At 60.2% G+C, this 24,003-nt stretch carries 22 protein-coding genes; 1 reads left to right on the forward strand and 21 read right to left on the reverse strand.

Annotated elements, in window-relative coordinates:
• The 21 genes from GY33_RS0111280 to GY33_RS0111380 all read right to left on the reverse strand — a co-directional run bounded on the left by GY33_RS0111280 (window position 1) and on the right by GY33_RS0111380 (window position 21,326).
• Entirely contained in the window at window positions 1-1,119 is a 1,119-nt protein-coding gene (locus GY33_RS0111280) for a protein-tyrosine phosphatase family protein (protein WP_051822537.1), read from the reverse strand.
• On the reverse strand, window positions 1,116-3,707 hold the full coding sequence (locus tag GY33_RS0111285) for a PEP/pyruvate-binding domain-containing protein (RefSeq protein ID WP_051822538.1): 2,592 nt from the start codon (window positions 3,705-3,707) through the stop codon (window positions 1,116-1,118). Before GY33_RS0111285 ends, GY33_RS0111280 begins: the two co-directional genes overlap by 4 nt.
• 16 nt (window positions 3,708-3,723) lie before the next feature.
• On the reverse strand, window positions 3,724-4,086 hold the full coding sequence (locus GY33_RS0111290; protein ID WP_031387432.1) for a response regulator: 363 nt from the start codon (window positions 4,084-4,086) through the stop codon (window positions 3,724-3,726).
• Window positions 4,086-6,179 (reverse strand): ATP-binding protein, encoded by a 2,094-nt coding sequence (locus GY33_RS0111295; RefSeq protein ID WP_031387433.1) that lies wholly within the window; start codon window positions 6,177-6,179, stop codon window positions 4,086-4,088. The genes GY33_RS0111290 and GY33_RS0111295 overlap by 1 nt, the downstream gene beginning before the upstream one ends.
• Window positions 6,180-6,200: 21 nt before the next feature.
• Window positions 6,201-7,124 (reverse strand): phosphate/phosphite/phosphonate ABC transporter substrate-binding protein, encoded by a 924-nt coding sequence (locus tag GY33_RS0111300; protein WP_031387434.1) that lies wholly within the window; start codon window positions 7,122-7,124, stop codon window positions 6,201-6,203.
• A gap of 82 nt (window positions 7,125-7,206) precedes the next feature.
• Window positions 7,207-7,827, reverse strand: a complete 621-nt coding sequence (locus GY33_RS19225; protein ID WP_051822539.1) for a hypothetical protein — start codon at window positions 7,825-7,827, stop codon at window positions 7,207-7,209.
• A gap of 82 nt (window positions 7,828-7,909) precedes the next feature.
• Window positions 7,910-9,079, reverse strand: coding sequence for a sulfite exporter TauE/SafE family protein (locus tag GY33_RS0111310; protein WP_031387436.1), 1,170 nt, complete (start codon window positions 9,077-9,079; stop codon window positions 7,910-7,912).
• Between the two features lie 69 nt (window positions 9,080-9,148).
• A complete protein-coding gene (locus GY33_RS0111315; protein ID WP_031387437.1) occupies window positions 9,149-9,664 on the reverse strand; it encodes a 4Fe-4S dicluster domain-containing protein in 516 nt (171 codons plus the stop codon).
• Between the two features lie 77 nt (window positions 9,665-9,741).
• Window positions 9,742-11,169 (reverse strand): NADH-quinone oxidoreductase subunit N, encoded by a 1,428-nt coding sequence (locus GY33_RS0111320; protein ID WP_031387438.1) that lies wholly within the window; start codon window positions 11,167-11,169, stop codon window positions 9,742-9,744.
• Window positions 11,166-12,710, reverse strand: coding sequence for a complex I subunit 4 family protein (locus tag GY33_RS0111325; RefSeq protein WP_031387439.1), 1,545 nt, complete (start codon window positions 12,708-12,710; stop codon window positions 11,166-11,168). Before GY33_RS0111325 ends, GY33_RS0111320 begins: the two co-directional genes overlap by 4 nt.
• Window positions 12,711-12,764: 54 nt before the next feature.
• Window positions 12,765-14,552 carry a Na(+)/H(+) antiporter subunit D gene (locus tag GY33_RS0111330; RefSeq protein ID WP_031387440.1) on the reverse strand — a complete coding sequence of 596 codons (1,788 nt, stop codon included), beginning with the start codon at window positions 14,550-14,552 and terminating at the stop codon, window positions 12,765-12,767.
• Window positions 14,545-14,811, reverse strand: coding sequence for a hypothetical protein (locus GY33_RS0111335; RefSeq protein WP_031387441.1), 267 nt, complete (start codon window positions 14,809-14,811; stop codon window positions 14,545-14,547). The genes GY33_RS0111330 and GY33_RS0111335 overlap by 8 nt, the downstream gene beginning before the upstream one ends.
• 9 nt (window positions 14,812-14,820) lie before the next feature.
• Window positions 14,821-16,305 (reverse strand): monovalent cation/H+ antiporter subunit D family protein, encoded by a 1,485-nt coding sequence (locus tag GY33_RS0111340; protein WP_031387442.1) that lies wholly within the window; start codon window positions 16,303-16,305, stop codon window positions 14,821-14,823.
• 3 nt (window positions 16,306-16,308) lie between these two features.
• A complete protein-coding gene (nuoK, locus tag GY33_RS0111345) occupies window positions 16,309-16,617 on the reverse strand; it encodes an NADH-quinone oxidoreductase subunit NuoK (RefSeq protein WP_031387443.1) in 309 nt (102 codons plus the stop codon).
• Window positions 16,614-17,123, reverse strand: coding sequence for an NADH-quinone oxidoreductase subunit J family protein (locus GY33_RS0111350; RefSeq protein WP_031387444.1), 510 nt, complete (start codon window positions 17,121-17,123; stop codon window positions 16,614-16,616). The genes nuoK and GY33_RS0111350 overlap by 4 nt, the downstream gene beginning before the upstream one ends.
• A gap of 48 nt (window positions 17,124-17,171) precedes the next feature.
• Window positions 17,172-17,732 (reverse strand): 4Fe-4S binding protein, encoded by a 561-nt coding sequence (locus tag GY33_RS0111355; protein WP_031387445.1) that lies wholly within the window; start codon window positions 17,730-17,732, stop codon window positions 17,172-17,174.
• 10 nt (window positions 17,733-17,742) lie between these two features.
• Entirely contained in the window at window positions 17,743-18,720 is a 978-nt protein-coding gene (gene nuoH / locus GY33_RS0111360) for an NADH-quinone oxidoreductase subunit NuoH (protein ID WP_051822571.1), read from the reverse strand.
• A 5-nt stretch (window positions 18,721-18,725) separates the two neighbouring features.
• Complete coding sequence (locus GY33_RS0111365; RefSeq protein WP_031387447.1) at window positions 18,726-19,889, reverse strand: NADH-quinone oxidoreductase subunit D; 1,164 nt, start codon at window positions 19,887-19,889, stop codon at window positions 18,726-18,728.
• A 32-nt stretch (window positions 19,890-19,921) separates the two neighbouring features.
• Window positions 19,922-20,443, reverse strand: coding sequence for an NADH-quinone oxidoreductase subunit C (locus tag GY33_RS0111370; RefSeq protein ID WP_051822540.1), 522 nt, complete (start codon window positions 20,441-20,443; stop codon window positions 19,922-19,924).
• Complete coding sequence (locus GY33_RS0111375; protein ID WP_031387449.1) at window positions 20,440-20,970, reverse strand: NADH-quinone oxidoreductase subunit B; 531 nt, start codon at window positions 20,968-20,970, stop codon at window positions 20,440-20,442. Before GY33_RS0111375 ends, GY33_RS0111370 begins: the two co-directional genes overlap by 4 nt.
• Window positions 20,946-21,326, reverse strand: coding sequence for an NADH-quinone oxidoreductase subunit A (locus GY33_RS0111380; RefSeq protein ID WP_031387450.1), 381 nt, complete (start codon window positions 21,324-21,326; stop codon window positions 20,946-20,948). Before GY33_RS0111380 ends, GY33_RS0111375 begins: the two co-directional genes overlap by 25 nt.
• A gap of 503 nt (window positions 21,327-21,829) precedes the next feature.
• On the opposite strand from GY33_RS0111380, the gene GY33_RS0111385 reads away from it, so the two are divergent.
• Window positions 21,830-23,914 carry a molybdopterin-dependent oxidoreductase gene (locus tag GY33_RS0111385; RefSeq protein ID WP_031387451.1) on the forward strand — a complete coding sequence of 695 codons (2,085 nt, stop codon included), beginning with the start codon at window positions 21,830-21,832 and terminating at the stop codon, window positions 23,912-23,914.
• The last annotated feature ends 89 nt before the right edge of the window (window positions 23,915-24,003 follow it).

Consider the following 24,003-nt stretch of genomic DNA (forward strand, 5'->3'; position numbering starts at 1 on the left):
TCAAAGGATGGTTCCGTATTCGCTAGGTGGAACCTTTGTTTTGGCTTCTGGAACGGCATCCTGGCCGGACAAAAGATGGAAAAAAGACTGAATGAACCTTCCGGAAACCACGTCGATCAAGGGAAAGGAGACGCGCTTGCTGTGGGAAAATTTTCCTGCCAGGGCCAGAAACAGTCCCTGGGATAATTCCTCGGTACGGTCCTGGCAATGGTTGATGAATGCGGTTTCGGCGGAAGTCTCCGGCAGGTCGGAAAACCTGCATGACAGAGGGCGAGAGGAAAAAATCAGGCAGCGTCCCTCCCTGGAGAGCGGACAGATGTGACTTTGCGTAGTCATGGGCCGGGAGTCGCTTTCGCTTGGCTCTCTGGAGCGGTTGCGAAGAGCGCGACAGGCCCGGGACATCTCTCCGCACTGCTCAATGACCTCCAACCGTTGAGCGCTGTGCATTTTCCGGTTCAAATGGTGCGTCAAATGGGCCGCTTCGACCAGGGATACCTCCACGTCGCAGCGGGAACAGCAGGCGGAATGGTCGGCCCCGCAGAGGGCGACGGCGCCTTGTTCCCGCAGGCGAATGTCAATCTCGGAAAGCAGGGCTTCATGGTCCGCGAAGAAGGGGCTCAGGTCCACCAGGGACTTCCATTCCAGAGAGGGCTCCCGGATGGTCAGTCGGCCTTCCTTCTTGCCGATCTTACGCACCAGCCACCATTGATCGAAATTGGCCGGCTGGGAGCGCAGCTTCTTGATCTTCTGCTTGACCAGCTTGCTGCCCAAGCCCCGCCGCAGGAGATAGGCGGAGATGACTGTTCCGGTCCGTCCGATGCCGTGGCGGCAATGGACGTAGACCTTCTTGCCCAGGTAGATGGCCTCGTCCAGCCAGGCCAGGGCTTCTTCCAATGCCTGGAGTTGCGGGGTTTCCTCGTCCTCGATGGGCAGGTAGTGGACCTCGAAGCCCTGCTTGAATTCGATGTCGTGCAGGTCGCAGTATTCAGCGCACAGGTTCAGAATAGCGTCCACGCCTTCGGCCCGGAGATGGTCCAGGTGGTCGTAGGACATGGGTGCCGGTCCGGTGGCCAGATTCGGGGTGACCCAGTAGACGGGATATGCTCCAGTGTCGCTCATGATCGCTCCTCTGCCGGACGCCATTTGCCTTGCATTTCCTCAGCCAGACGCAGGGCATGTTCGCGACTTTCCAGGGCCATGTCCAGCAGGGGGGTGCGGCCCAGGATATACCCCAGGATGTTCAGCCGCAGTTCGGTGCGGCGCTGGTCCTGGCGGGCGCATTTGGCTTCCAGCAGGTCTTCCCGGATGCGGACCTGGAAGTCAAAGGCCTGGAGCACGGCCTGGATCATTTCCAGACGCCAGATCTTTTTCTCGTCAGCCCCGCCTCCGCCCTTGAACCGGAATTGGATGTAGTTCTCCTCGGCCCGTTCTCCGGCCAGGGCGTCCAGTACGGCGAAATGGTAGCCAAAGCGCAGCAGCAGGTGGGCGTAGTGGCGGGCCAGCAGGGCATAGCTGCTGAGCAGCGACGACTTGAGGCTGAAGATGCCCCCGCTGACCTGGTCGAAGCGTTCCCAGTCCAGATGCAGCAGCCCTTCGGACCAGGCTACGTCCTTGTCCGTCAGGCCGGCCCAAACGGCCAACATCGGCCCGCTGCGAACATGCTCCAGGGTCAGGGTGCGCTCGTTCTCAGCCCCGGCGCGAAGTCCGTCGCCCAGGTCCAGGACGTGCATCACGATGGGTATCTCGCTCTCCAGTGGCTTGGCCCGGCGCATGCCTCGGCCCTTGACGTCCATCAGGGAGAACATTTCCCGGGTGCCGTGCTCGTGGACGAAGCGGACCATGTCGTGCACGCTTCGACAATGCTCCGGGGTGAAGGTAGCGGCCTCCGGATCGGTCAGGTTTAGGGACGCGATCAGCTTGAGCAGGGGGGCCATGCGCCGCTGGAAGGGCGTGGGCGGTTTGGCCCGCTGCTTTTGTTGCCATTGGAGCAGTTCCTGGACTTCTCCATCGTAGACCACGCCGCGGTGGGCGTCCATGGTCACCAGGCGGTCCTGTTCCAGAACCGCGGCCCCGCTCCCGATGCCCACGATCACCGGCAGGCCGAATTCCCGGGCCACGGAGGCGAAATGGCTGGCCTTGCCGCCCTGCTCGGCGATCACGCCGGCCGCCTTATGAACGACCTGGACCAGGGAGGGCGGGATGCCCGGAGCAAGGACCACGGCCCCTTGGGGCACGGCGTCCAGGTCCGCTTCCGAAGAGATGCGGTGTATCCGGCCCGAAGCGACCCCGGTGCTGGCCGGAGTGCCCACGTCCAGGATCGAGGCCGCGTGGTCAGAGGGCTGGGGCGTGGCCCGGTCCGCGTTGTCCACGGTAGCGGGCACGTCGCTTCCTTCGCCTTCCTCCGAGCTGGAAACGTGGATCGGGCGGGATTGAAGAATCATCAGGTTGCCGGAGTGATCCTGGGCCCATTCGATGTCCTGGGGGCAACCGAAGACCTGTTCCAGTTCCAAGCCCCACCGGGCCAGGGTCGTGGCGGAGGCGTCGTCCAGACAGAGTTCGTCGCGCCGCAAGGTGGGCAAGGGGCGGTCGTCCTGTTCCGGAGCGGCCTGCTTGGCCAAAAAACGGGCCGGATCCTGGCGGGAGACCAGAAAGGTGTCCGGAACCGCGCTGCCGTCCACCAATCTGCTTCCCGCCCCGGCCACGGCCGAGATCACCAGACAGGCGCCCTTGCACAGGTCCAGAGGGTCGCGGCTGTAGACCACGCCGCTGGCTTTGGCCTCGACCATAGGCAGAACCAGCGCGGCCATGGCCGTCTGGGCGTCGCTCAGTCCGTAGTGCAGGCGGTAGGTCAGGGCCTTGGAAGTGAACTTTCCGGCCAGGACGTCCTTGTAGGCGGACCAGAAATCCTGGCGGGAGACGTTGAGCCGCGTGGCGTACTGCCCGGCGAAGGAGGCGTCGCCGTCCTCGGCCAGGGCGCTGCTGCGTACGGCCAACAGCGGTTCCGCGGGCGTCTGGTCGGTGCTTGCGGAGAGAGCTTCGGCCTGGGCGCTGAGCCGGTCCAGGGCCGCGTCGACCTCCTCTGCCATGTCCTCGGGAACTTCGCCCTGGAGAATGGCTTCCTGGATCCGGGCCGTGATGCGCTCCAGGCGATCGGATCGGCGAAAGTCCAGGGTCAGGAGCTTCTTGCGAATCATCTCCCGTAGCCCGTTGGCCTCCAGAAAGCGCTGATAGGCGTTGGTGGTGACGACCAGGGCCGGGGGTACCGGAATTTCGGTCCGAGTAACGACTTGAGCCAACCCTTGGGCCTTGCCCCCCATGATTTGGCGGGCACTCTCCATGGCGGGACCTTTATCAAGATGCAACACGTAAGGCACTTTCGGTCGCCAGTGTTCCTGGCCCAGCAAAGCTTCGACTTCTTCGCGGACGCGCCCGCAAGCCGGGGCAAGGGCCGGGTAGCCGTCCGGAGCCATACGCTGGAGCCGATCCGCCAGGCGGTCCATGCCGTCCAGGAGGTGACGCGTCAGCAGTTCCACCCGGGACCAGTCCACCAGGATCGGTTCCCGGCCGATTTCTTCCAGCCGGGTGATGGCTTTCAGGCAGAGCTTGTCTTCGTGCAGCAGCTCCCGGAACAGACTGAATTGGCGGCGAACCGCCTCATCCGGGGTGAAGACCCGTTCGGCCCAGCGCTTGATGGATGCAAGTGCCATGGTGGTTTCCCTTTCGTCATCCCTTGGCCAGAATTTCGGCGGTCTTCTCTTCCAACTCGTCGATATCGATGGGCTTGACGCAGTATTCGTCAGCTCCCAGTTGCAAGGCCTCCTTGGCCGTTTCCAAGGTGGGATAGCCGGTGAGCATCATTACCCGGATTTTCGGGTTGATCTTTTTCAGCTCTTCCAAAACTTCCACGCCGCTCATCTTTTTCAGCTTGATGTCCAGGATGGCCATGTCCACAGGATTCTTCCGGGCATGTTCGAATGCCGGCTCCTCGTCGCTGAACACGTGAACCTGATGGCCTTTGCGGGTCAGAATGCGGCGCAGCATCACGCCCACGTCCAGGACATCGTCCAAAACCAGAATATCGGCCATCATGTCTCCTTTTTTGGAATCTCAATGCACTCGTCCGGGGGAAGCTCATTGCCTTCCAGGGGCAGTTCCACGAAAAAGACCGTTCCCGGTCCGGAATCGCCGGAGCAGGCCGGGGAGTCGTCCACATACTCGCTGGGCACCGGGCTGATGGCGCTGATCCGCCCGCCATGGTCCTTGATGATGCCGAAGGTCACGGATAGCCCCAGCCCCGTGCCCTTGTCCACGGGCTTGGTGGTGAAAAACGGCTCGAATATCTTGTCCAGGTCGTCCTCGGCCACCCCGCTTCCGGTATCGGCCACGGCCACCACCAGTCGGCGGCGATGGGCGCAGAGCTTGGAGGTGACGGATATGCAACCGTCATCGCCGATGGCATCCGCGGCGTTGTTGTACAAGTTGATCCAGACCTGTTTCAGGCGCTCCTTGTCCCCGGAAATGGGCGGAATTCGCTCATCCAGGCGAAGATTGATGACAATCCGGTTTTGCCGAAAAATATGCTCCACCAACTCGGCCACTTCCCGCAGCGAGTCGTTGATGTCCATGGGCTGGGCGGCTTGTTCCGTGGTCCGGGAGAAGCTGAGCAGATCGGCTACGATCTTGCGGCAAACCTGAGCCTGTTTCTCGATGATCCCGATGTCCTGGGCCACGGGGTCGTCGGCCGGGAAATCCTTGAGCAGCAATTGGGAGTAGCCGAGGATGATGCTCAGGGGGGTGTTGATCTCATGGGCCACGCCCCCGGCCAGCCGCCCCAGGTCTTCCATTTTCTGGGAATGGATCAGTTTTTCCTGGTACTGCTTGACCACGGTGATGTCCCGAGCCGTGGTCAGAAGTCCGATGATTTTGCCGTTCTCCACCACCGGCACCTTGACCACGTGGTGCCACTTCTTGCCCTTGCCCCCCCGGGTCATGATTTCCTTGGACAGGGGGTGGCTGGTGAGCAGGATCTGCATGTCCTCGTGAAAATTTCGGTCCGCCTGCTCGTCGCTGAAAATGTCGAAATCCGTACCACCGACGATTTCGCCTTCTTCCCGGCCCACGTGCCGACAAAAGGCTTTGTTCACGGCCAGATAAACCAGCTCTTCGTCCTGGAGCGTGACCATGTCCGGAGTGACGTCCAGAATGGTGTTCAAAAGCTGCTTCTGGCGAGCCAGATTCCGTTCGGAACGTCGCAGTTCCTCGATGTGGTCCTTCAGGGTCAGGGCCATGAACTCGAAGGATTCGGCCAGGCTCTGGATCTCGTCCCCGGCGTTGCGGCGGTAGACTGGACAATTTCGGCAATCATCGAGTTTTTCGGGGAAGTTGTGGCTGGAACAGCCCGGGCAGAAAGTTCCGGCGATGTACCAGCAGCGGCGCAGGCGGTCTTCGTGGGCCGGGCAGCGCTTTTCCTTGCAGTCCATGATCTCCCAACAGCTCCGGTCCGGGGCAAGGCTGATTTGCACGTCCAGGTTGCCCTTGACCACCTGTTCCGCGGAGTGGCGCAAAGCGTTGATCCGTCTGGTCACGGTGCGGGCGAAAAAAGTACTCCCAATCAGGGCCAAGAGGGTCGCCCCGGCTGTGGCGACCAGGTTGATCCACATCAGGCGATCAATGGCCGCCTTGATGGTGGAGTGTGACAAGGCGATCCGCACCGTGCCCAGTCGCGTGCTTCCGACCATCACCGGAGCGGCAAAGTCGTACAGCCGCTCCCGACCTGTATCCAGCAACGTCATCCCAAAGGGCTGAAGATCCCCGACCTGGTTGACCTGGAGCAAGGCCACGGGAAATCCGTCCCGAAAGGTGTGGGCCATGACCTGACCATGGCGGTCCACGATGAAGGCGTAGACCAAGTCCTTGCGGTCGTCCCGATCCACCATTTCGGTCACCAGGTTGGTCAGCCGCAGGAAGTTCATGGAAAGGATGGACTCCACGGAGCGAGCCGAGAGATTCACGGAGAGCACCTCGCCCCGGAGCAAGGCCTCCCGAAGCACGGCTCGGGAGCTGACCGCGTAGTTGATGGCCCCCAGTAAAAGGCCGAAACAGACGATAATCAGGGCCAAGCCGATGTTGATCTTGGTCTGGAAAGAAAGGCGGGAAAGGTAATGGAAGGCGGCGTGCATGAGAGCCCCCGTGGGTGACAATTACAGACCGGACCGGCGGACCAGCTCACGTACGGCGTCGAAATCCTCGGGGTCGGCGGGAAGGATGCCGCGCATGGCCGCGCTTTCCAGAATCAGGCGGTGCTCCGGGTCGGCGATATCCAGGGCGAACATGGCCTCCTTGATGTCCCGGACCACTTCCTCGGCCAAACCGGCCCGGGCCGCGAAGTTCCATCCTGGGTAGCGGGGGGTGCGGGCCAGGATCATGATCTGACCCAGATCGATCTTGTCCTCCAACAGTTCCAACGCGCCTTCGCGCACCGTGCCCACGTCGTAGCGTCCGGCGTAGACGCCCAGGATGACGCTTTCCTGTTTGCCGCCGGGGCCGGGGGCAAAGACGATTTCCGCGAAATCGTCGGGACGAATGCCGTTGTCGATGAAATGGCCCAGACCGAACAGATAGCCTCCGGCGGAAAACTGATCCACGGCGATCCAGCGCTTGCCCCGACAGTCCGCCAGGGTGCGGATATCCGGATTGTCCGCCCGGGCGATGATCAGCCCTCCAAAGGCCGCTTCGCCGCTGGGTTCCACGATCTTGGCGAAGACCTTGGCCCCGGAGCGCTCCGCGGTCAAGGCGTAGACAAAGGGGTTGGCGTAGGAAATGTCGATCTTGCCCTGGGCGACCATGAGCATGTGCTCATGGAAGGTTTCCGGGAAAATCTGCTGGATATTCAGTCCTGTGGTTTCAGACAGATACTGGACCAAGCGGTGGTGGCGCTCAAAGGAGACGGTATGCGAGAACTGGGGCAGGTAGGCATAGGTGATCACCGGCTGGCGCTCTCCGGATGCCTGTTCTTCTCGGAGGGTCATGTCCACTTTGACCGGGGCCGGTTGGTCGCCGCACGCCGCCAGGGAAAAAAGAAACAACAAAGAGAGCAGGATCATCAGGTGATGTCTGGGCGTCATGAGACCTCCTGTGGAACGTGACCGCTGCGACAGTGGATCTTGAGACCGGAAAGACGGTTGCGGGAGTACGTCCGGGAAGCGATCACCCCGGCAATCCCTTGTGCTTGTCCACATCCGCCCAGGTAATCATTTTCTCCTCTTCCTGGCCGGGGCGGCGCACCTTGGGCGCATCGTCGCCGTGGAACAGGGGCAGCCAGGGTTTGAGCCTGGCGAAGCAGATCCGGACCAGAATGTACATGGGGATGAACACGGCCGGATAGCCCACCACCTCGGGCAGCAGGGGGATGGGATAGGCCAGTTCGAATTCAATGGCCTCGAATCGTGTGTGCATCCAGGCCAGGGCAAAGGGCACGGGCCAGACCGAGGCCGCACCCTGGGAAATGGTGGCGAAAAAGTACTTGCCCCAGGCTTCATTGGCCATTTTGTTGCAGGCCCGGTAGCTTTCTTTATCCTTGTGGATGATGGCCTTGACGGACAGGTTGTGCAGGCGGATGGATTCCTGCTCCAATTTCTTGAGATGTGCGCGGTTGATGCGCCCGACCCCGAGGGAAGTGAGTTCACCGATCAAGGTACACCAAAGGGACAGGATAAACGTTCCGAAGAAAAAACCGCTGACCGGATTGGAGAGGAGGCGGAAGGTGGAGATGAGCATCACATCCAGCCATTGGTATATGGAAGCGAATATTTCGTGAAATTCTTGCATACAGGAATACATATCCCAGATTGAAGGGAAAAAAAAGGCTGACGGCGACCGTCAGCCTTTTTTTAGTGAGACACGAGCTTGTTTAGCCGAAGAACATCGTCATGATGTTCTTGCCCAGAAAGCCGCGGGCCATGAAGTCCAGACCGACGTAGAAGGCCAGGACGATGAACACCCGTTTCAGCCATTTGTCCGGGATGTACTGGGAAGTGTACGGACCGACCATGGAGCCAACGACAATGCCCACCAACTGGGTGCCGATGAGCGGCCAGTGAACCAGAACGCCCTGCTGCAGGTAGCTCAGGATACTGGTGATCATCCCGATGAGCACGGCCAGGGCGGAGGTGCCGGCGGAGAGATACATGGGCAAGCCGGTGACGCTGGTCAGGAAGGGCACGAGCATGAATCCGCCGCCCACGCCCAGGAAGGCTGCGATGGCCGCAATAATGAAGCCGCCGAAAATCGGGAAGAGCGGATTGAAGGAAAACTCGACGCCATAGAAAGTGAAAGCGATTTTGCCGAGAGAAAACTTGGTCATCTTCACGCCCAGTTCGCTGGTGTCCACTTTCTCGCCGGATCGTTTCTTTTTCATCGTTGATTCAAAAGCGTCCGCGGCCTGCTTGGCCTTTTTCTTGCCGGCCGCGCCCCGCGGCGTGGTTTCGTAGAGCATATAGCAGCCCAGGAACAAGACGAAAATTCCAAAGTACCCGACGTAATCGCGGAAGGATACTTTACCGGCTGTCAGCAAGGGAATCAGGTAGCTGCCTGCTATTGAACCAATGGCCAGGGCCGCGGCCACCGGCAACACGAGCCGACCCATCTTGTAGTAGTTGATGGAGGAGATCAGAGCGCTGGTTCCGACCATGAACTGGTTGGAAACGCGGATGGAGTCCGTGACGGCCCTGTTGATGGTCGGGGCGGTCTGCCGGAAGGTTCCGGCATAGTTTCCCAGACCGTAGACCGTAATATGTCCGACGCCGGCCATGATCCCACCAAAAGCGCCAACTGTGGAGAAAATCCAGCCGACCCAAATGGCCCAGATGAAGGCCAGGATCAGATTGATCTGGGGGCCACCGGGAATGCCAAGATAGCCGAGGGGCGCGGCGGGATCGATTTCGCCCCGTTCCGTGCCTTTTGGTGCGGCGTCAATGGCCTCCTGGAGGTTGGACACCTGAGCCCAGGATGTTTCGGCGACGATGGAAATCGCGCCGAATGCAATGAGCAACGCCAGTACGAGAACCAGTTTTTTGTGCATACCTCTTCCTCTCTTTTTGCGTTAAATTGTTATGGCTGATTATTGAATCGCCTTAAAGACCTGAAAAGCCTATCGGTCCTTCAGCCTGTTCATCAAAACCCCTTTACCATACTCTTCCCTGGTCTCACGGGAAGCCACGTTGGGGCGCTTGAAGTCCAGGGCGTGGGCCGTGCATCCGGTAACACAGGCGGGATTCAGACCCTGGTCCACACGGTCCATGCAGAAGTCGCACTTGAAGGCCCGTCCGCTGGCATCGTCCCACTGCGGAACTTTCCACGGGCAGGCGATGATACAGGCCTTGCAACCGACGCAGAGTTCTTCCTGCACATAGATAATCCCGTCCTCGTCGCGGCGAGTCATGGCCCCAGTGGGGCAGGAGGCCACGCACCAGGGTTTTTCACAGTGAAAACAAGGCATGAACATGCTCAGAATCTTCGGCAGTCCTTTGCGTCGTATTGGCCCGACGGAGATAAGCTGGCCGAATTTCATGTCCGGCGTAAGTCGGTTTTTGGCCTGGCAATGGACCTCACAGGCCTTGCACCCAATACAGCGATTTTGGTTCGTCTTGATAAAATATTTGCTCACAAGGACACCTCCTTCAAGGGTTAAGAGTCATTACAAGATCAGCCCGGAAAGCTACGCCAAAAAACTACGCCAAAAAACTACGGCAGAAGAGCAGCCCCAGCCACTTGGGCCATGGTGAAGATTGTCCCCGGCGCGACGCCGAGCCAGAGCACGGCGGCGGCGAGCAGTCCGCCCCAGAGCAAGCCTGGGTTGGGCACGGCCTGAACGTCGCCCGATGCGTTGACGGGCGCGTCACGGGTGTAGGCGTGGCGGACCAGGTTCAGGTAGTAGTAGATGGCGATGGCCGAATTGAGCACCGCGATGATCACCAGCCAGTGGTAGCCTTCCATCCAGGCGGAGTTGAGCAGAAAGAGCTTGCCCATGAATCCGGCGGTGGGCGGCAGGCCCACCAGGGCGAAGGCGGACACGGCCAGGACCAGGGCTAGGCCCGGGGAGCGCTGGTACAGACCGTTTAGGTCATCCAATTTAAGGTTGCGACCGTCCGTGGACAGGCGACAGATCACCCAGAAGCAGGCCAGGTTCATCAGCAGGTAGACCACGGCGTAGAACGCGGCGGCGGACAGCCCGGCCGGCGTCCCGGCCACGATGCCCAGCATCACGTATCCGGCGTGGGAAACCGAGGAGTAGCCCAGAAGGCGTTTCAGGTCGGTCTGAACCAGGGCGCAGAGGTTGCCGAAGGTCATGGACACCGCGGCCAGCACGGCCAGGAGCATGGTCACTTCCATGCTCGGGTCCAAGAGCGAGGACAGGCGCACCAGAACCACCACCGCGCCCAGCTTGGGCAGGGTGGCCACAAAGGCCGCGGTCTCGTTGGACGCACCTTCATAGACGTCCGGGCACCAGAAGTGCAGCGGGAACAGGGCCAGCTTGTAGAACAGGGCCCCCAGGAACAGGGCGATGCCGATCAGGGCCGCCGGGGTTTCGGACCAGGACCAGGTCTTGGTCGCCAGTTCGGAGAGGTACGTGGTGTGGTGAACCCCCAGGATGTAGGACAGTCCGTACATGGCCAGGGCCGTGACCACCGCGCCGAACAGGATGTACTTGATCCCGGCCTCGGCCGCGGCGGGTTCCTTGGAGCGCAGGGGGATCAGGGCGTAGAGGCTGTAGGAGGCCAGTTCCAGGGCCAGGAAGATGGTCACCAGTTCCACGGCGCTGGAGAGCAGCATCAGCCCCAGGGCGCTGAGACAGAGAAACAGGAAGTAGTCCGGTCGCTTCTCCTCGGACAACGTAGGCTGGTTCATGGCGTTCAGGCAGGTCACGGCCAAGCCCAGGAAGATGGCCAGCTTGAAGAACTGGGACAAGGCGTCCACCTGATAGGCGCCGTAGAACATCAGTCCAGAAAACTGGAAGGATACCGCAGCCACGCCGATGCCCACGCCCGCGGCCAGGGGCAGGTAGCGCAAAAATCGCCACCAGGACTGGGGCCCCACGGTCAGAACAAAGAGGCCGCCGATCAGGGTCAGCAGGTACAGTTCCGGGATGAACAGCTCTATTTGGAAGATCACTGGTCAGTACCTCGTGTTGCGGGGAGTTGAACAACCTGGGCCGGTGGTTCGGGCTGGAGGGACGACTCCAGGTGCAGGGTCTTGCGGGTTTCGTATTGGTTCAGGAGGTGGACCACCGAGGGATTGATGGTTTTGAGAGCCAGGGTGGGCATCAGCCCCAGGTACAGGACCAGCACGGCCAGGGGGGCCAAGTAGACCCACTCCCGAGTGTTCAAGTCCTTCCAGTTCGCCGCCTGGGACGGCTGGCCCCAGGCCAGTTTCAGGCCCAGGCGGAGCATGTAGGCCGCGGCCAGCATCACCCCGGGAATGGTCAACGCGCCCAGGAGGTAATTGGCCTCGAACACGCCGATAAGCACCAGGGCCTCGGAGACGAAGCCGTTGGTGCCGGGGAAGCCGAAGGACGCTATGGCGAACAGGCCGAAGAAGAACATGTAGGCCGGCAGGTATTTGCCCAGGCCCATGTTGTCCGCGATTTCCCGGCTGTGGCTGCGTTCGTAGATCGCGCCCACGAGCATGAACAGCGCCCCGGTGGTGATCCCGTGGTTGATCATCTGCATGATCGCCCCTTCCACCCCGCGCATGGTGAAGACAAAGATGCCCAGGGTCACGAAACCCATGTGGGCTACGGAGGAATAGGCGATCAGTTTCTTCATGTCCTTCTGGCCCAAAGCAATGACTCCTCCGTAGAGGATGGAGACGATGGAGATGGTGATCATCAACGGCGCGAAGTACTCGCTGGCCGCCGGGGTCAGGGGCAGGCAGAAGCGTAGGAATCCGTAGGTGCCCATTTTGAGCAGGATGGAAGCCAGGAGCACCGAGCCGGCTGTGGGCGCTTCCACGTGGGCCGCTGGAAGCCAGGTGTGGAAAGGAAACATCGGCACCTTGATGGCAAAGGCCAGGGCCATGGCCAGGAAGGTCCAGAACTGGAAGTTGAAGGCGTACTCATGGGTCATCAGTTCCGGGATGGAAAAGGTCCCGGTGTTCACGAAAAAGGCAACGATGGCCGCCAGAAACAGCGTGCTGCCGGCCAGGGTGTAGATGAAGAACTTCAAGGATGCGTAACGCTTGTTCGGCCCGCCCCAGACCGCGATGAGCAGGAACATGGGGATGAGCATGGCTTCCCAGAAGATGTAGAACAGGACGAAGTCCAGGGCCGAGAAGATGCCCACGCAGGCCCCGATCATCAGCAGCAGGCAGAAGTGAAACTCCTTGATCCGCTTGCCGATGTAGGTCCAGGAGCAGAGCACGCACAGGGGCAGGAGCAGCACGGTCAAAAAGATCATCAGGATGCTGATCCCGTCCACGCCCACATGGTAGTTCATGTTCCAGGCCGGTACCCAGGGCATGATCTCCACGAACTGGAAGTTCGCGGTGGAAAGATCAAACTGGAACAGCGGCGCGGCCAAGCCCATCTCGATCAGACCCACGACCAGGGTGTACAGGCGGATTGTGCGCTCGTCGCGCAGAAAGAACAGTCCGACAGCGGCCAGCAGGGGGAAGAAGATCAGGGCGCTGAGAACGGGGAACCCGGATTCGGTCATGTCGCGGCACCTTGGTTTATGGGATTCATGGGAAGCATGGGAAGTACGTGTCCTTTAGGAGAGATACCAGACCAGCAGGGCGATGCCCGAGGCCAGGGCGATGGCCAGAGCCAGGTAGTCCTGGAGGCGGCCGGTTTGGACCGCGGTCAGGATGCCGCCGGTGTCCCGGGTGCCTTGGGCGCTGTTGTCCAGGACGAAATCGATGCCCATCTTGTCGAACCAGGAAGTGATTCGGCCTAGGAACAGCAGGCCCACCAGGCCGATACGTTCATAGACTTCGCTCCAGATGGCGTCGATCTTGGCCAGGGGCCAACTGACCAGGGCCAGGAAGGCGCGGCCCAGGTAGATGTACAGGGTTTCGAAGTCCAGGTTGCGCTGGGCATGGGGCTTGAGCACCCCGCGCATCAGCAGGAAGCCCAGGCCGGTGAAGCCCAGCAGCATCAGGGTCATCAGCACCTTCCAGGCCGACCAGGGCTGGAAGTCGTACGCGCCGGGATAGGGCAGGAAGCGGTACAGCAGGTCCGGGTACAGGCCCTGGGCGATGCAGAGCACGGCCGCCGCGCCCATGGCGATGTACATGTTCACCGGAATGGGCTTGAGGGGTTTGGTGTACGTCGGCTTGCCGCCCCAGAAGGCGAAGTAGGGCAGTTTCAGACCCACGGACAGGAATGTGCCCACCGCGGCCACTTCCATGAGCATGCCCAGGAGGACTTGGTGGTCGTTGAAAGCCCCGGTGATGGTCATGGTCTTGGAGACAAAGCCGTTGAAGATGGGCATCCCAGAGATGGACAGACCCGCGACCACGTAGGCCAGCATGACCAGGGGCAGTCGGCCGGCCAGTCCGCCAAGTTCGTTGAGCTTGGCCGTTCCGGCGGAGTAGAGCACCGCGCCCACGCTCATGAACAGCAGTCCCTTATAGAGAATGTGGGCGTAGGCATGGGCGCAGGTGCCGTTGAGCGTCATGGCCGTACCGATGCCGATGCCCGCGACCATGTACCCCACCTGGGACATAATATGGTAGGAGAGGATGCGGCGGGCGTTGTTTTCCATTGTCGCGTAGAAGACGCCCCACAGGGCCATGGCCACGCCCATCCAGGCCAGGAATTCCCACCCGGCGAAGCCCCGGGCCAGGACGTAGACAGCGGTCTTGGTGGTGAAGGCGCTCATGAACACCGCGCCGGGGATGGTCGCCTCGGGGTAGGCGTCCGGCAGCCAGGCGTGGGCGATGACAAAGGCCGCGTTGACGCCGAAGCCGAGCATGATCAGCCAGTCGTAGTACTGGGCGTCCACCGGGATGATCCCGGTAAAGGTGAAGTCGCCCACGACCTGGTAGCGCAAAAGGATTCCGGCCAGCATCATCAATCCGCCGATGGTGTGGATCACGAAGTAGCGGATGCCCGCGCCCACGGCTCTGGGGTTCTCCTTGGAGTTGAACCAGATCAGCAGGGTCGAGGCCACGCTCATGATTTCCCAGAAGATGAACAGCGTCACGTAGTCCCCGGCAAAGACGCAGCCAAAGGCCCCGCCCACGTACACCGCGGCGGCCACGTGGTGACGAATCTCCTTGAGGTGAAAGGCGTAGATAAAGCCGATCAGGGCCTGGATGGCGAAGACGTTGGCAAAGATCAGGGACAGCCCGTCCAGGCGGCCCAGGGAGAGCTCCAGCCCCAGGTAGCGCAGGTGCAGATGATCGCCCGGAGTGGCCGAGAACACGGCGATGATGGCCAGGATCGGGGCCAAAGGCAGCAGCCAGCGCCACCAGGTCACGGTGGTCCGGGCCAGGAGCAAAAGGACCAGTCCCAGGCCGAAGAAGGCGATGGTTGGATGAAAAAAACTAGTCATGGATGTCCTCGGGAGCGCCGATCAGCGGAGCGACGATGCGTTTCATCACAAAAGCCATGGCCACGGCCAGAACGAACCCGAACCCGGCCCAGAAGCCCGGGTACACTTCCCAGGCCACATGCGGGTCATAGGGGCCGATGAAGAAGTTCAAACCGACAAGAACCGCGAGGACCGCGAAGAAAGCTAATTTGAACAGCCCGGACAGGGAGCGCAGGGTCGCGATCTGTTTGTTTTCGTGAAGGGTGGTCTGGTCTTGCATAAGCGACTCCTAGAACTGGGCCATGGCCTTGATGAAGCCCATGAAGGTATCCGGGTACAAACCCAGGAAGATGGAGATCAGGGCGGTGAGGAACAGGGGCACGACCATGGTCAGGGGGGCTTCCTTGTAGTCTTCCAGCCGGACGCCCGGGGCCGGGGCCTCGAAAAAGGCCTTGTAGATGATCGGGCCGAAATAGCTGGCATTGAGCACGGTGCTGGCCATCAGGGCGATCAGGATCACGATCTGCCCGGCGTCCAGGGCCCCGTTGGCCAGGTACCATTTGGTCACGAAGCCGCTGACCGGAGGCGCGCCGATCATGCTCAGGGCAGCCAGGGAAAAGGCCCCGAAGGTCCAGGGCATCCGTCGGCCCATGCCGGAAAGCAGGCTGATCTTCTTGACGTGCGTGGCCACATAGATCGCGCCGGCGCCGAAAAATAGCGTAATCTTGGCAAAGGCGTGGTGGGCGATGTGCGTGGTGCCGCCCATCACGGCCATGGGCGTGAGCAGGGCCACGCCCAGGATCACGTAGGACAGCTGGCTGACCGTGGAATAGGCCAGCCGGGCCTTGAGGTCGTCCTTGGTCAGGGCGATGCACGAGGCCACGACAATGGTGAACGCGGCCAGGTAGGCCGTGGGAATGCCCAGGTAGAGCACGTCCATGGTTTCCAGGCCAAAGGCCGAAAGGATGATCCGACAGACGCAGAACACCCCGGCCTTGACCACGGCCACGGCGTGCAGCAGGGCCGAGACCGGGGTGGGCGCGACCATGGCCGAGGGCAGCCAGTTGTGCAGCGGCATGATCGCGGCCTTGGCCAGACCGGCGATGAACAGCACGTAGGTCACGGTCACCGCGACGGGGTTGGCGTCCGCGGGGAAGATGCCGTGGACCACGTCGGTCAGGTTGAAGTCCAGGCTGCCGGCCAGCACGTAGGTCATGATCATGGCCGGGAGCAGGAACAGCTTGGAGGTACCCATCAGGTAGACCAGGTACTTGCGGGCTCCGGCAAAGGAGGTGTCGTCCTGGTGGTGGGCCACCAGCGGGTAGGTGAACAGGGTGATGACTTCGTAGAACAGGTACAGCGTAAAGATGTTCGCGCTGAAGGCCACGCCCAAGGCTCCGAAGATGGCTACCGCGAAGCAGAAGTAGTAGCGGGTCTGGGCGTGTTCGTTCAGCGAACGCATGTACCCGATGTTGTAGCTGGTGGCCAAGATCCAGAGAAACGAGGCCACCAGGGCGAAGATCAGGGACAGGCCGTCCACGCCGAACTTGACCGTGACCCCGGGGATCAGGGTGAACAGGGTGTAGGTCCATATCTTGCCGTCAAGTACGTCCGGCACAAAGGACAGCACCGTGGCGAAGGTCAGAATGCCCGCGGCAAAGGACACCGCCTCCCGGTTGTTGGGGTTGTGTCGGGCCAGGACGATGCCCAGGGGCGCGATCAGGGTGATGAGCAGGGGAATGAGGATTTTGGCGCTGACCAATATCTCGGGCATGGCTTAGCCTCGCAGGGTGCGCAGGCGCGCGCTTTCAATGTGGCCGTAGCGCTTGGCCACGACAATGATGATCGCCAGAACCAGGGCCGCTTCGGCCGCGGCCAGACCCATCACGAACAGGGCCGCGGCATGGCCCACGGTGCCCGAGGCGTCGGTGAGCTGGCCCGAGGCCACGATGCTTAGGCCCGCACCGTTGAGCATCAGCTCCACGCTGATCAGCATGCCCACCAGGCTGCGCCGCCAGATCACGCCGAACAGGCCCAAGGCCAGCAAAAGCAAACTGACCAGTTGAAACATGGTAAGCGCCGTCATTGGCCTTGTCTCCTTTCAAAAGCCAGGAGCACCGCTCCGGCCATGGCTACGGTCAGGACCACGGAAATCAATTCAAAGGCCAGGAAGTAGGGTTCGATGAACGTCCGGCCCAGGTCTATGAGCACGATCTCCGTGGGATGTTCATGGGAAGCCAGAGGCTGCCAGCGTAGCACCCGGGCGATGAGCATGGTCGGAGCCAGGGCCGCGACCACGCATCCAGCGCCCACCCACCAGGGCCGACCCGACTGCTCCTCCCCGCCTACCGGCGGCTTGGTGAGCATGATCGCGAAAAAGATCATGATGCTTACCGTGGCCACGTAGATCAGAATCTGCATCAAGGCCATGAACGGCGCGGCCATCAGCAAATAACACCCCGCCACCCCGAACAGCGTCAGCACCAGGCCGACGAGGGCACGGACCAGGTTGCGGCTGAAGACAGCCAGCAGGCCGCCGAACAAAATGATCAGCACGTAGACGCCGAAAGTTACATATGCCAGTGTTTGCATCAGGATGTCCTTACATCATGCGATCTGAAGGTGAAGCGACGAACATGGTCAGGAATTTCCAGCCTGGCCGCGAAGTCGGGTCAGCAGGTCATATTCGAACTCCTGTTTCGTAAATCCGGCCAGATAGACGTCCTCGGAAAAACGCAGGGAGTCCACGGGACAGTTTTGCACGCACAGGCCGCACAGACTGCAATAGTTGTAGTCCAGGTGAAAAGTCGCCGGAGTGCGCTTGGACGGAGCACCGACACCTTCCGGAGGCGGAACCTTGAACGGGGTCAGCCGAAAAGCAGGATCCTGGCCCAAGGGGTCCGGAACAACCTGGGCTCTGGTCTTGGCCGAGGGCTGATCCTCTGGACAGGATAGGGAGATGCAGTTCGACGGACAGCCGACCGCGCACTTGTAGCAGGAGATGCACTTGGGGGTTCCCGGGGCGTCCTCCCGGCCGACCAGTTCGATATGTCCTCGATAGGTGGCCAGGTTCGGAACGGTCTTGCGGGGATAATGCACCGTGGACTGTTTTTGGAAAAAGGCATGTCCGGTGATTTTCAAACCGACCAACAGGCTCCAGAGCCCTTGGATCGCCTTGCGGATTTCTTGGAACATGGTCATCAGGTCACCATCAAAGTTTTACAAGAACGAGGGTCACGATCAGGTTGACCAGAGCCAGGGGCAGGAGCCACTTCCAACTCAGGTTCAGGAGCTGGTCGAAACGCACCCGTGGGTAGGTCCAGCGGAACCACATCATCACCAGCAACAGCAGATAGACCTTAGCCAGGAACCACCACACGCCCGAGGCCACGGGGCCGTGCCATCCGCCCAGGAACAGGGCCGTGGCTACGGAGCAGACCACGATCATGTTCGCGTATTCGGCCAGGAAGAAGATGCCGAAGCCCATGCCCGAGTATTCGGTGTGAAACCCGGCGGTCAGCTCGCTCTCCGCCTCGGGTAGGTCAAAGGGGGCGCGGTTGGTCTCGGCCAGGGCGCAAACGAAGTAGATGAAAAAAGCCAGTGGCTGGACCATGATGTTCCACTGCCAGGGCCAGGCGCCCTGTCCGGAGACAATGGTGGACAGGTTCAGGGAACCGTATTGAAAGGCAATGGCCAGCACGGCCAGCAGCAGCGGAATCTCATAGGCCACGGACTGGGCCACGGCCCGGGCCGCGCCCAGGAGCGACCATTTGTTCTCCGAACTCCATCCGGCCAGACACAGGGCCAGGACGTTGATTCCGGCGAAGGCCAGGATCAGCAGCAATCCCAGGTCCAGCTCCATGGCCGTGAGGATCGGGCCGAAGGGAATGGGCAGGAACAGGACGAAGACCGGGGCGAAGGAGATGATCGGCGCGGTCCAGAACAGCCATTTGTCAGCACCCCGGGGGGTGATCAACTGCTTGCCCACCAGCTTCAGGGCGTCGGCCAGGGGCTGGAGCAGGCCGTGGGGACCGACCTCGAAGGGGCCGGGCCGACGCTGAATGTGCCCGGCGACTTTCCGCTCCAGGTAGACCAGGACCAGGCCGTTGAGGCCCACGAACCCGGCCAGCAGGGCCAGGGCCAGAAAGATGGCGAACAGTTCAACGGGAATGCCAAAGGGAGGAGTCATGGGGCTCACCTGTCGATTTCCGGGATGACCAGGTCAAGGCTGCCCAGGATGGACACGGCGTCCGACAGAAGCACGCCCTTGGAGACCTCGGCGAAAAGGTGCAGATTGGAGAAGCTGGGGGCGCGCAACTTGACCCGGTACGGCTTAGGGCCGCCGTCGCTGACCACGTAGACCCCGACCTTGCCCCGGGCGCTTTCCACGGCGAAATAGGCTTCACCGGGTGGCGAGGCCAGCTGTAGCGGGGCCTTGGGGTTCATCACCGGACCATCCGGGAGCTGTTCCAGGGCCTGCTCAATGATTCGGACGCTCTGCTCCATCTCGTGCATCCGGACCATGTAGCGGGCGAAGGCATCAGCCTCATGGAAAACAGGGATATCGAAGTCAAACCGGTCGTAAACCGAATACGGTTCGACCCGGCGTATGTCGTAGGGTTCTCCGGAACCTCGGATAACCGGGCCGGTGGCCCCGTAACGCTGGATTACGTCCAGGGACATGTGCCCAATGCCTTCGGTCCGGTAGCGCAGGATCATGTTGTCCGTGACCAGGTCCCGGAACAGGGGCAAACGGGCCTTGAAGTGCGTACAGAACCGTTTGAGCTGGTCGATGAATTCCGGTGTGATGTCATTGCTGACGCCGCCGATGCGGTAATAGCAGTATGTCAGCCGTGAACCGGTGACGATCTGGAGCATGTCCATGACTTCTTCCCGGTCGGCGAAGGCGTACATGATCGGGGTGAATGCGCCCAGGTCCAGCAGGTAGGCGCCCCACCAAAGCAGATGCGAGTTGATCCGGTTCAACTCGCAGGTGATCACCCGGATGAATTCGGCCCGTTCCGGAACCTCCAGGCCGATCAGGCGTTCCACGGCCCCTACGTAGCCCCAGTTCCAGGCCAGGGCGTGCAGGTAATCCACCCGGCCCATGTTGGGCAGGTACTGCTGCCATGTCTTCACCTCGCCCATTTTTTCCTGCATCCGGTGGATGTAGCCCAGGACGGGTTCGGCACGGCGGACGTATTCGCCTTCCAGTTCCACGATGATCCGCAGCACGCCGTGGGTGGAGGGATGCTGCGGGCCCATGTTCAGGATCAGGTTGCCTTCCTTGGCCTCGGTCTGGAAAGACCGGGTGTAGAAGTCGCCGTCCTGCTGATGGGGCTGGGTGTCAAAAAGCATGCGTACCTCGTTTCGATCCGTTGAGAACGATGTCAGGCGGTTTCCGTCCGGGTCGCGACGAATAAACGATCTTGAACCCCGGCAGATGCGGGAACGACCTGCTCCAAGGGCATGATGGCGGTCAGGGGCTTGCGTTGGGCCGACTTCTTGAGCAGTGGCCGCAATTCCATTTCCGGGGGGAGGAGCAACGGGTCCAGGTTGGGATGGTCAACGAACAGGACGCCGAAAAAATCACGGCATTCCCGTTCGTGCCAGTCCGCGCCGGAATGAATCCCGGCCAGGGAGGGGACCCGTGGGTCATCATGGGAAATCTGGACGCGCAAAACGATCCGGAGAGGGGTTTTCCAGGAGCAGAACAGATAATTCAGGAAAAAACCTTCCTGAACATCCAGGGCGGTCATGAAGTCGAGAAAAAGGCCCTTGTCTTTCAGGACTTGGGCGGCCCTGAGCAACGAGTCCGACGTGATGAGCACGGATACGGTCTTTCCCTCGCCCCAGGCCGAGGTCTCGGCGAGGGCCAACGGGTTGCAATCCTTCAACCATTCCAGGTTCATGCCTCGGCCTCCTGGGGCAGGGGCCACCAACGACGACCGGTGATCTTTTCCTGGAGCTTGAAGATGCCTTCCAGCAATCCTTCCGGACGAGGCGGACAGCCGGGGACGAAGACGTCTACAGGGACGAGTTTGTCCACGCCTTCGACGATGGCGTACTGATCCTCATAGGCGAAGGGGCCGCCGGAAATAGCGCAGTTGCCCATGGCGATGACCCACTTGGGCGAGGGCATCTGCTCGTAGAGTCGGACAAGAGCCGGGGCCATTTTCAGGGACACGGTCCCGGCCACGATCATCAGGTCGGATTGGCGCGGTGAAGGACGAAAGACCTCCGCTCCGTAGCGGGCCACGTCAAAGCGAGCCATGCCCACGGCCATCATTTCAATGGCGCAGCAGGCCAGGCCGAAGGTCATGGGCCAGAGGGACATGGAGCGGCACAGATCCACCACCTTGTTGGGCAATGCGAAATTCAGCAGCGGTGGATCCTGATCCAGCGCCGCTGGCTTTAAAGAGAAACCCGTCTCGGCCATGTAAAAACTCCTTTGCGCCAAAAATAGATCACGGAAATGCCAAGGATGAAGAGGAAGATGAGTAACTTGACCAGAGGCACCCAGCCGTCGCTGTGCGGGTAGAAGGTTGCAACGGGGAACAGGTACAAAATGTCTACTTCGAAAGCTAAAAAGATCAGAGCGTAGAAATAGTAGTTGACCCCGAACCTGGTCCATGCGGAACCGTGGGGCGGCAAGCCGCATTCATAGGGCATGGACAGATCCCCGCCTTTATAGCGGGGGGCGATGAGGCGGGATACAAGTAACGGAACGGCGGCGAACAGAATCCCGGCGATAAGAAAGAGCAATAGAGCGAAGTGAAACCAAGTAAAAACCATGATGTGCCTTTTTAATAGCAGAGTATTTTTATATTGATATAAATCTATTTAGAAAATGTACGTTAAAAATCCCGTATCAAAGTTCTACGCAACGAAAATTAAAACAGTTATTTTTTTAGAATATGAAAATATTCATTTTCTGATAGCGAGGCAGTAAACCATAGAAATATTCAGGATATGAAATTAGTGAAACAGGTTTTTCAAAAATGAATGATATTAAATATTTGAAAATCGATAAAAGTTTGTCGTTTTTGAATTAAGCAGTGTTAAGCATATTTTGGAAATCGGTGTCAAGGGGATGTTCGCTTTGTGAAAAAAATACTTTAATGGGATTTGAAAAAGTATATTGCATTGGCGAGTCAACTTGTGTTAATATAAATTTGTACTTAAATAGTACGAATTGTTTTTTGATTTATTGTCCATTGTTACGTCGTACCGTTGCAAGGTGCTATGGCTCAGGAGATTGTTTCAGGGGGATTACAAAAATAGTCAGGGAGGAACGAATGGCCAAGGAAAAAGTTTTCAGTGTTTGCGGAATGTGCACGGTCCGCTGTCCCATCCAGGTGGACGTGGAGGACGGTGAGTGTACATACATCCAGGGTAATCCCCATGCGCCGGGCTTGCAGGGAGCCTTGTGCGCACGCGGCGGGGCGGGGCTGGCCTTGCTCAATGACGCCGAGCGACCGCAGTTCCCTATGATCCGCCAAGGCGAGCGCGGTGAGGGCAAGTGGAAACGGGTGACTTGGGACGAGGCCCTGGATTACGTCGCCGAAAAGATCAAGGCGGTGACGGACGCGCACGGTGGAAAAGGCGTGCTCTGGAGCGACCGAGGCGGGCCGTTCATTGATCTGCACCAAGCCTTCATGCGCGGCCTGGGCTCCCCCAACTACTGCAACCACGACTCGGCCTGCGCCCGCAACGTGCAGCACGCGGCCCAATCCGTGTTCGGCTTCGGTCGCAAGGCCGTGGTCTACGACTACAAGAACGCCAAGCATATCGTCCTGCAAACCCGGAATTTGTTTGAGGCCATCAATGTCAAGGAAGTCAACGACACCATGGACGCCTTGGACAATGGCTGCAAATTGACCGTCATCGACATTCGGGGAACCGTTTCCGCAAGCAAGGCCAGCCGGTTCTTCATGGTTCGTCCGGGTACGGACTACGCATTCAACTTGGCGGTTATCCACGAAATTTTGAATAAACAGCTCTTCGACGCGGAGTACGCCTCCCGGTTCATCCAGGATCTGGACGCGCTTCGGGCCTTCACCGCCCAGTACACTCCGGAGTGGGCCGAGACTGAAACCGGAGTGTCGGCAAAGGAACTACGCGTCTTCGTCCGGGAACTGGCCGCGGCCAGCCCTTCGGTGATCTGGCATCCCGGCTGGATGAACGCCCGCTACTCCGACTCCTTCTACATGTCCCGCACCGCCTACATCATCAACGCGCTGCTGGGCTCCATCGGGGCCAAGGGCGGGCTGCCCATCGCGGCCACGCCCAAGGATGTCGGCCGCAAAGGGTTGAAAAAGCTTGTTGATCTTTATCCCAAACCCGAAGACAAACGCGCGGACGGCGTGGGCTGGAAGTATCCGCATTTCGATGCGGGCCCTGGGCTGCTGCATCTGGCCTTCAAGGCCATCGAGACCGAGGAGCCCTACCCGGTCAAGGCCTACATCGCCTACCGTCACGACCCACTGATGGCCTATCCGGACCCCGAGGCCTTGAAGAAGGTCTTCGACAAGCTGGATCTGATGGTTTCCGTGACCTTCAGTTGGTCGGACACGGCTTGGTATTCCGATGTGGTCCTGCCGCTGTCCACCTACCTGGAGCGGGAAAGCATCCTGGCCGGCAAGGGCGGGCTGAAGCCGTCCATGTTCGTCCGCCATCGTGCGGTACCTCCTCGTTTTGAAACCAAGGCGGATTGGGAGATACTGGGAGGACTGGCCAAGCGCCTGGGCATGGACAAGCTGGCTTTTGACTCCATCGAAGACATCTGGGCCTATCAGTTGGACGGCACCGGCGTGAAAATTGAGGATTTCCAGGCCAAGGGCTCGGTTTCCCTGGCTGACAAGCCCAAGTACTTCACCCCGGACGAGTACGCCTTCAAGACGCCGTCCAAGAAGATCGAAATGGTCAACCAGAAGTGGGAAAAGCAGGGCCTTCCCTCGCTCAAACCCTACGTCAGCCCGGAAAAGCCGGGAGAAGGTCAGTTCAGGATCACGTTCGGGCGTTGCGGCGTGCATACCCAGGGCCATACCGTGAACAACACGATTCTGGCTGGTCAGATGTCGGAGAACGTGCTCTGGATGAACAATGAGACAGCCAAGGCCATGGGCATCGCCGAAGGCCAGACCGTGGAAGTCGCGGCCAACGGCTATTCCGGAAAGATCAAAACCTTCCTGACCGAGTTTATCCACCCCGAAGCCGTGTTCATGATTCACGGGTTCGGGCATACTCTCCCGGTGGAGAGCCGGGCCAGAGGCAAAGGCGTGGCGGACCACATGCTGATGCCAGGCGGCATCGAAAAATGGGACCCGGCCGGTGGAGCCATCGCCATGCAGGAGCACTTCGTCACGGTGCGCAAGGTCTGATCAGCGTCGACGCGCATACTCGAGTGAATCAAGAACGGCGGCTTACATCCAGTAGGCCGCCGTTTTGTTTTTCATGTTGCCCTGAAAAC

This window comes from Desulfonatronum thiodismutans (genome assembly GCF_000717475.1).
Taxonomy (GTDB): Bacteria; Desulfobacterota; Desulfovibrionia; order Desulfovibrionales; family Desulfonatronaceae; genus Desulfonatronum; species Desulfonatronum thiodismutans.

Excerpts from the sequence above, each read along its gene's own strand:
- GY33_RS0111350 (WP_031387444.1), bottom strand. The coding sequence starts at position 17,123 with ATGCAAACACTGGCATATGTAACTTTCGGCGTCTACGTGCTGATCATT.
- GY33_RS0111290 (WP_031387432.1), bottom strand. The coding sequence starts at position 4,086 with ATGGCCGATATTCTGGTTTTGGACGATGTCCTGGACGTGGGCGTGATG.
- GY33_RS0111335 (WP_031387441.1), bottom strand. The coding sequence starts at position 14,811 with ATGCAAGACCAGACCACCCTTCACGAAAACAAACAGATCGCGACCCTG.
- GY33_RS0111285 (WP_051822538.1), bottom strand. The coding sequence starts at position 3,707 with ATGGCACTTGCATCCATCAAGCGCTGGGCCGAACGGGTCTTCACCCCG.
- nuoK (WP_031387443.1), bottom strand. The coding sequence starts at position 16,617 with ATGACGGCGCTTACCATGTTTCAACTGGTCAGTTTGCTTTTGCTGGCC.
- GY33_RS0111280 (WP_051822537.1), bottom strand. The coding sequence starts at position 1,119 with ATGAGCGACACTGGAGCATATCCCGTCTACTGGGTCACCCCGAATCTG.
- GY33_RS0111380 (WP_031387450.1), bottom strand. The coding sequence starts at position 21,326 with ATGGTTTTTACTTGGTTTCACTTCGCTCTATTGCTCTTTCTTATCGCC.
- GY33_RS0111355 (WP_031387445.1), bottom strand. The coding sequence starts at position 17,732 with ATGACCATGTTCCAAGAAATCCGCAAGGCGATCCAAGGGCTCTGGAGC.
- nuoH (WP_051822571.1), bottom strand. The coding sequence starts at position 18,720 with ATGACTCCTCCCTTTGGCATTCCCGTTGAACTGTTCGCCATCTTTCTG.
- GY33_RS0111330 (WP_031387440.1), bottom strand. The coding sequence starts at position 14,552 with ATGACTAGTTTTTTTCATCCAACCATCGCCTTCTTCGGCCTGGGACTG.
- GY33_RS0111375 (WP_031387449.1), bottom strand. The coding sequence starts at position 20,970 with ATGGCCGAGACGGGTTTCTCTTTAAAGCCAGCGGCGCTGGATCAGGAT.
- GY33_RS0111310 (WP_031387436.1), bottom strand. The coding sequence starts at position 9,079 with ATGCACAAAAAACTGGTTCTCGTACTGGCGTTGCTCATTGCATTCGGC.
- GY33_RS0111340 (WP_031387442.1), bottom strand. The coding sequence starts at position 16,305 with ATGCCCGAGATATTGGTCAGCGCCAAAATCCTCATTCCCCTGCTCATC.
- GY33_RS19225 (WP_051822539.1), bottom strand. The coding sequence starts at position 7,827 with ATGCAAGAATTTCACGAAATATTCGCTTCCATATACCAATGGCTGGAT.
- GY33_RS0111325 (WP_031387439.1), bottom strand. The coding sequence starts at position 12,710 with ATGACCGAATCCGGGTTCCCCGTTCTCAGCGCCCTGATCTTCTTCCCC.
- GY33_RS0111300 (WP_031387434.1), bottom strand. The coding sequence starts at position 7,124 with ATGACGCCCAGACATCACCTGATGATCCTGCTCTCTTTGTTGTTTCTT.
- GY33_RS0111365 (WP_031387447.1), bottom strand. The coding sequence starts at position 19,889 with ATGCTTTTTGACACCCAGCCCCATCAGCAGGACGGCGACTTCTACACC.
- GY33_RS0111295 (WP_031387433.1), bottom strand. The coding sequence starts at position 6,179 with ATGCACGCCGCCTTCCATTACCTTTCCCGCCTTTCTTTCCAGACCAAG.
- GY33_RS0111370 (WP_051822540.1), bottom strand. The coding sequence starts at position 20,443 with ATGAACCTGGAATGGTTGAAGGATTGCAACCCGTTGGCCCTCGCCGAG.
- GY33_RS0111385 (WP_031387451.1), top strand. The coding sequence starts at position 21,830 with ATGGCCAAGGAAAAAGTTTTCAGTGTTTGCGGAATGTGCACGGTCCGC.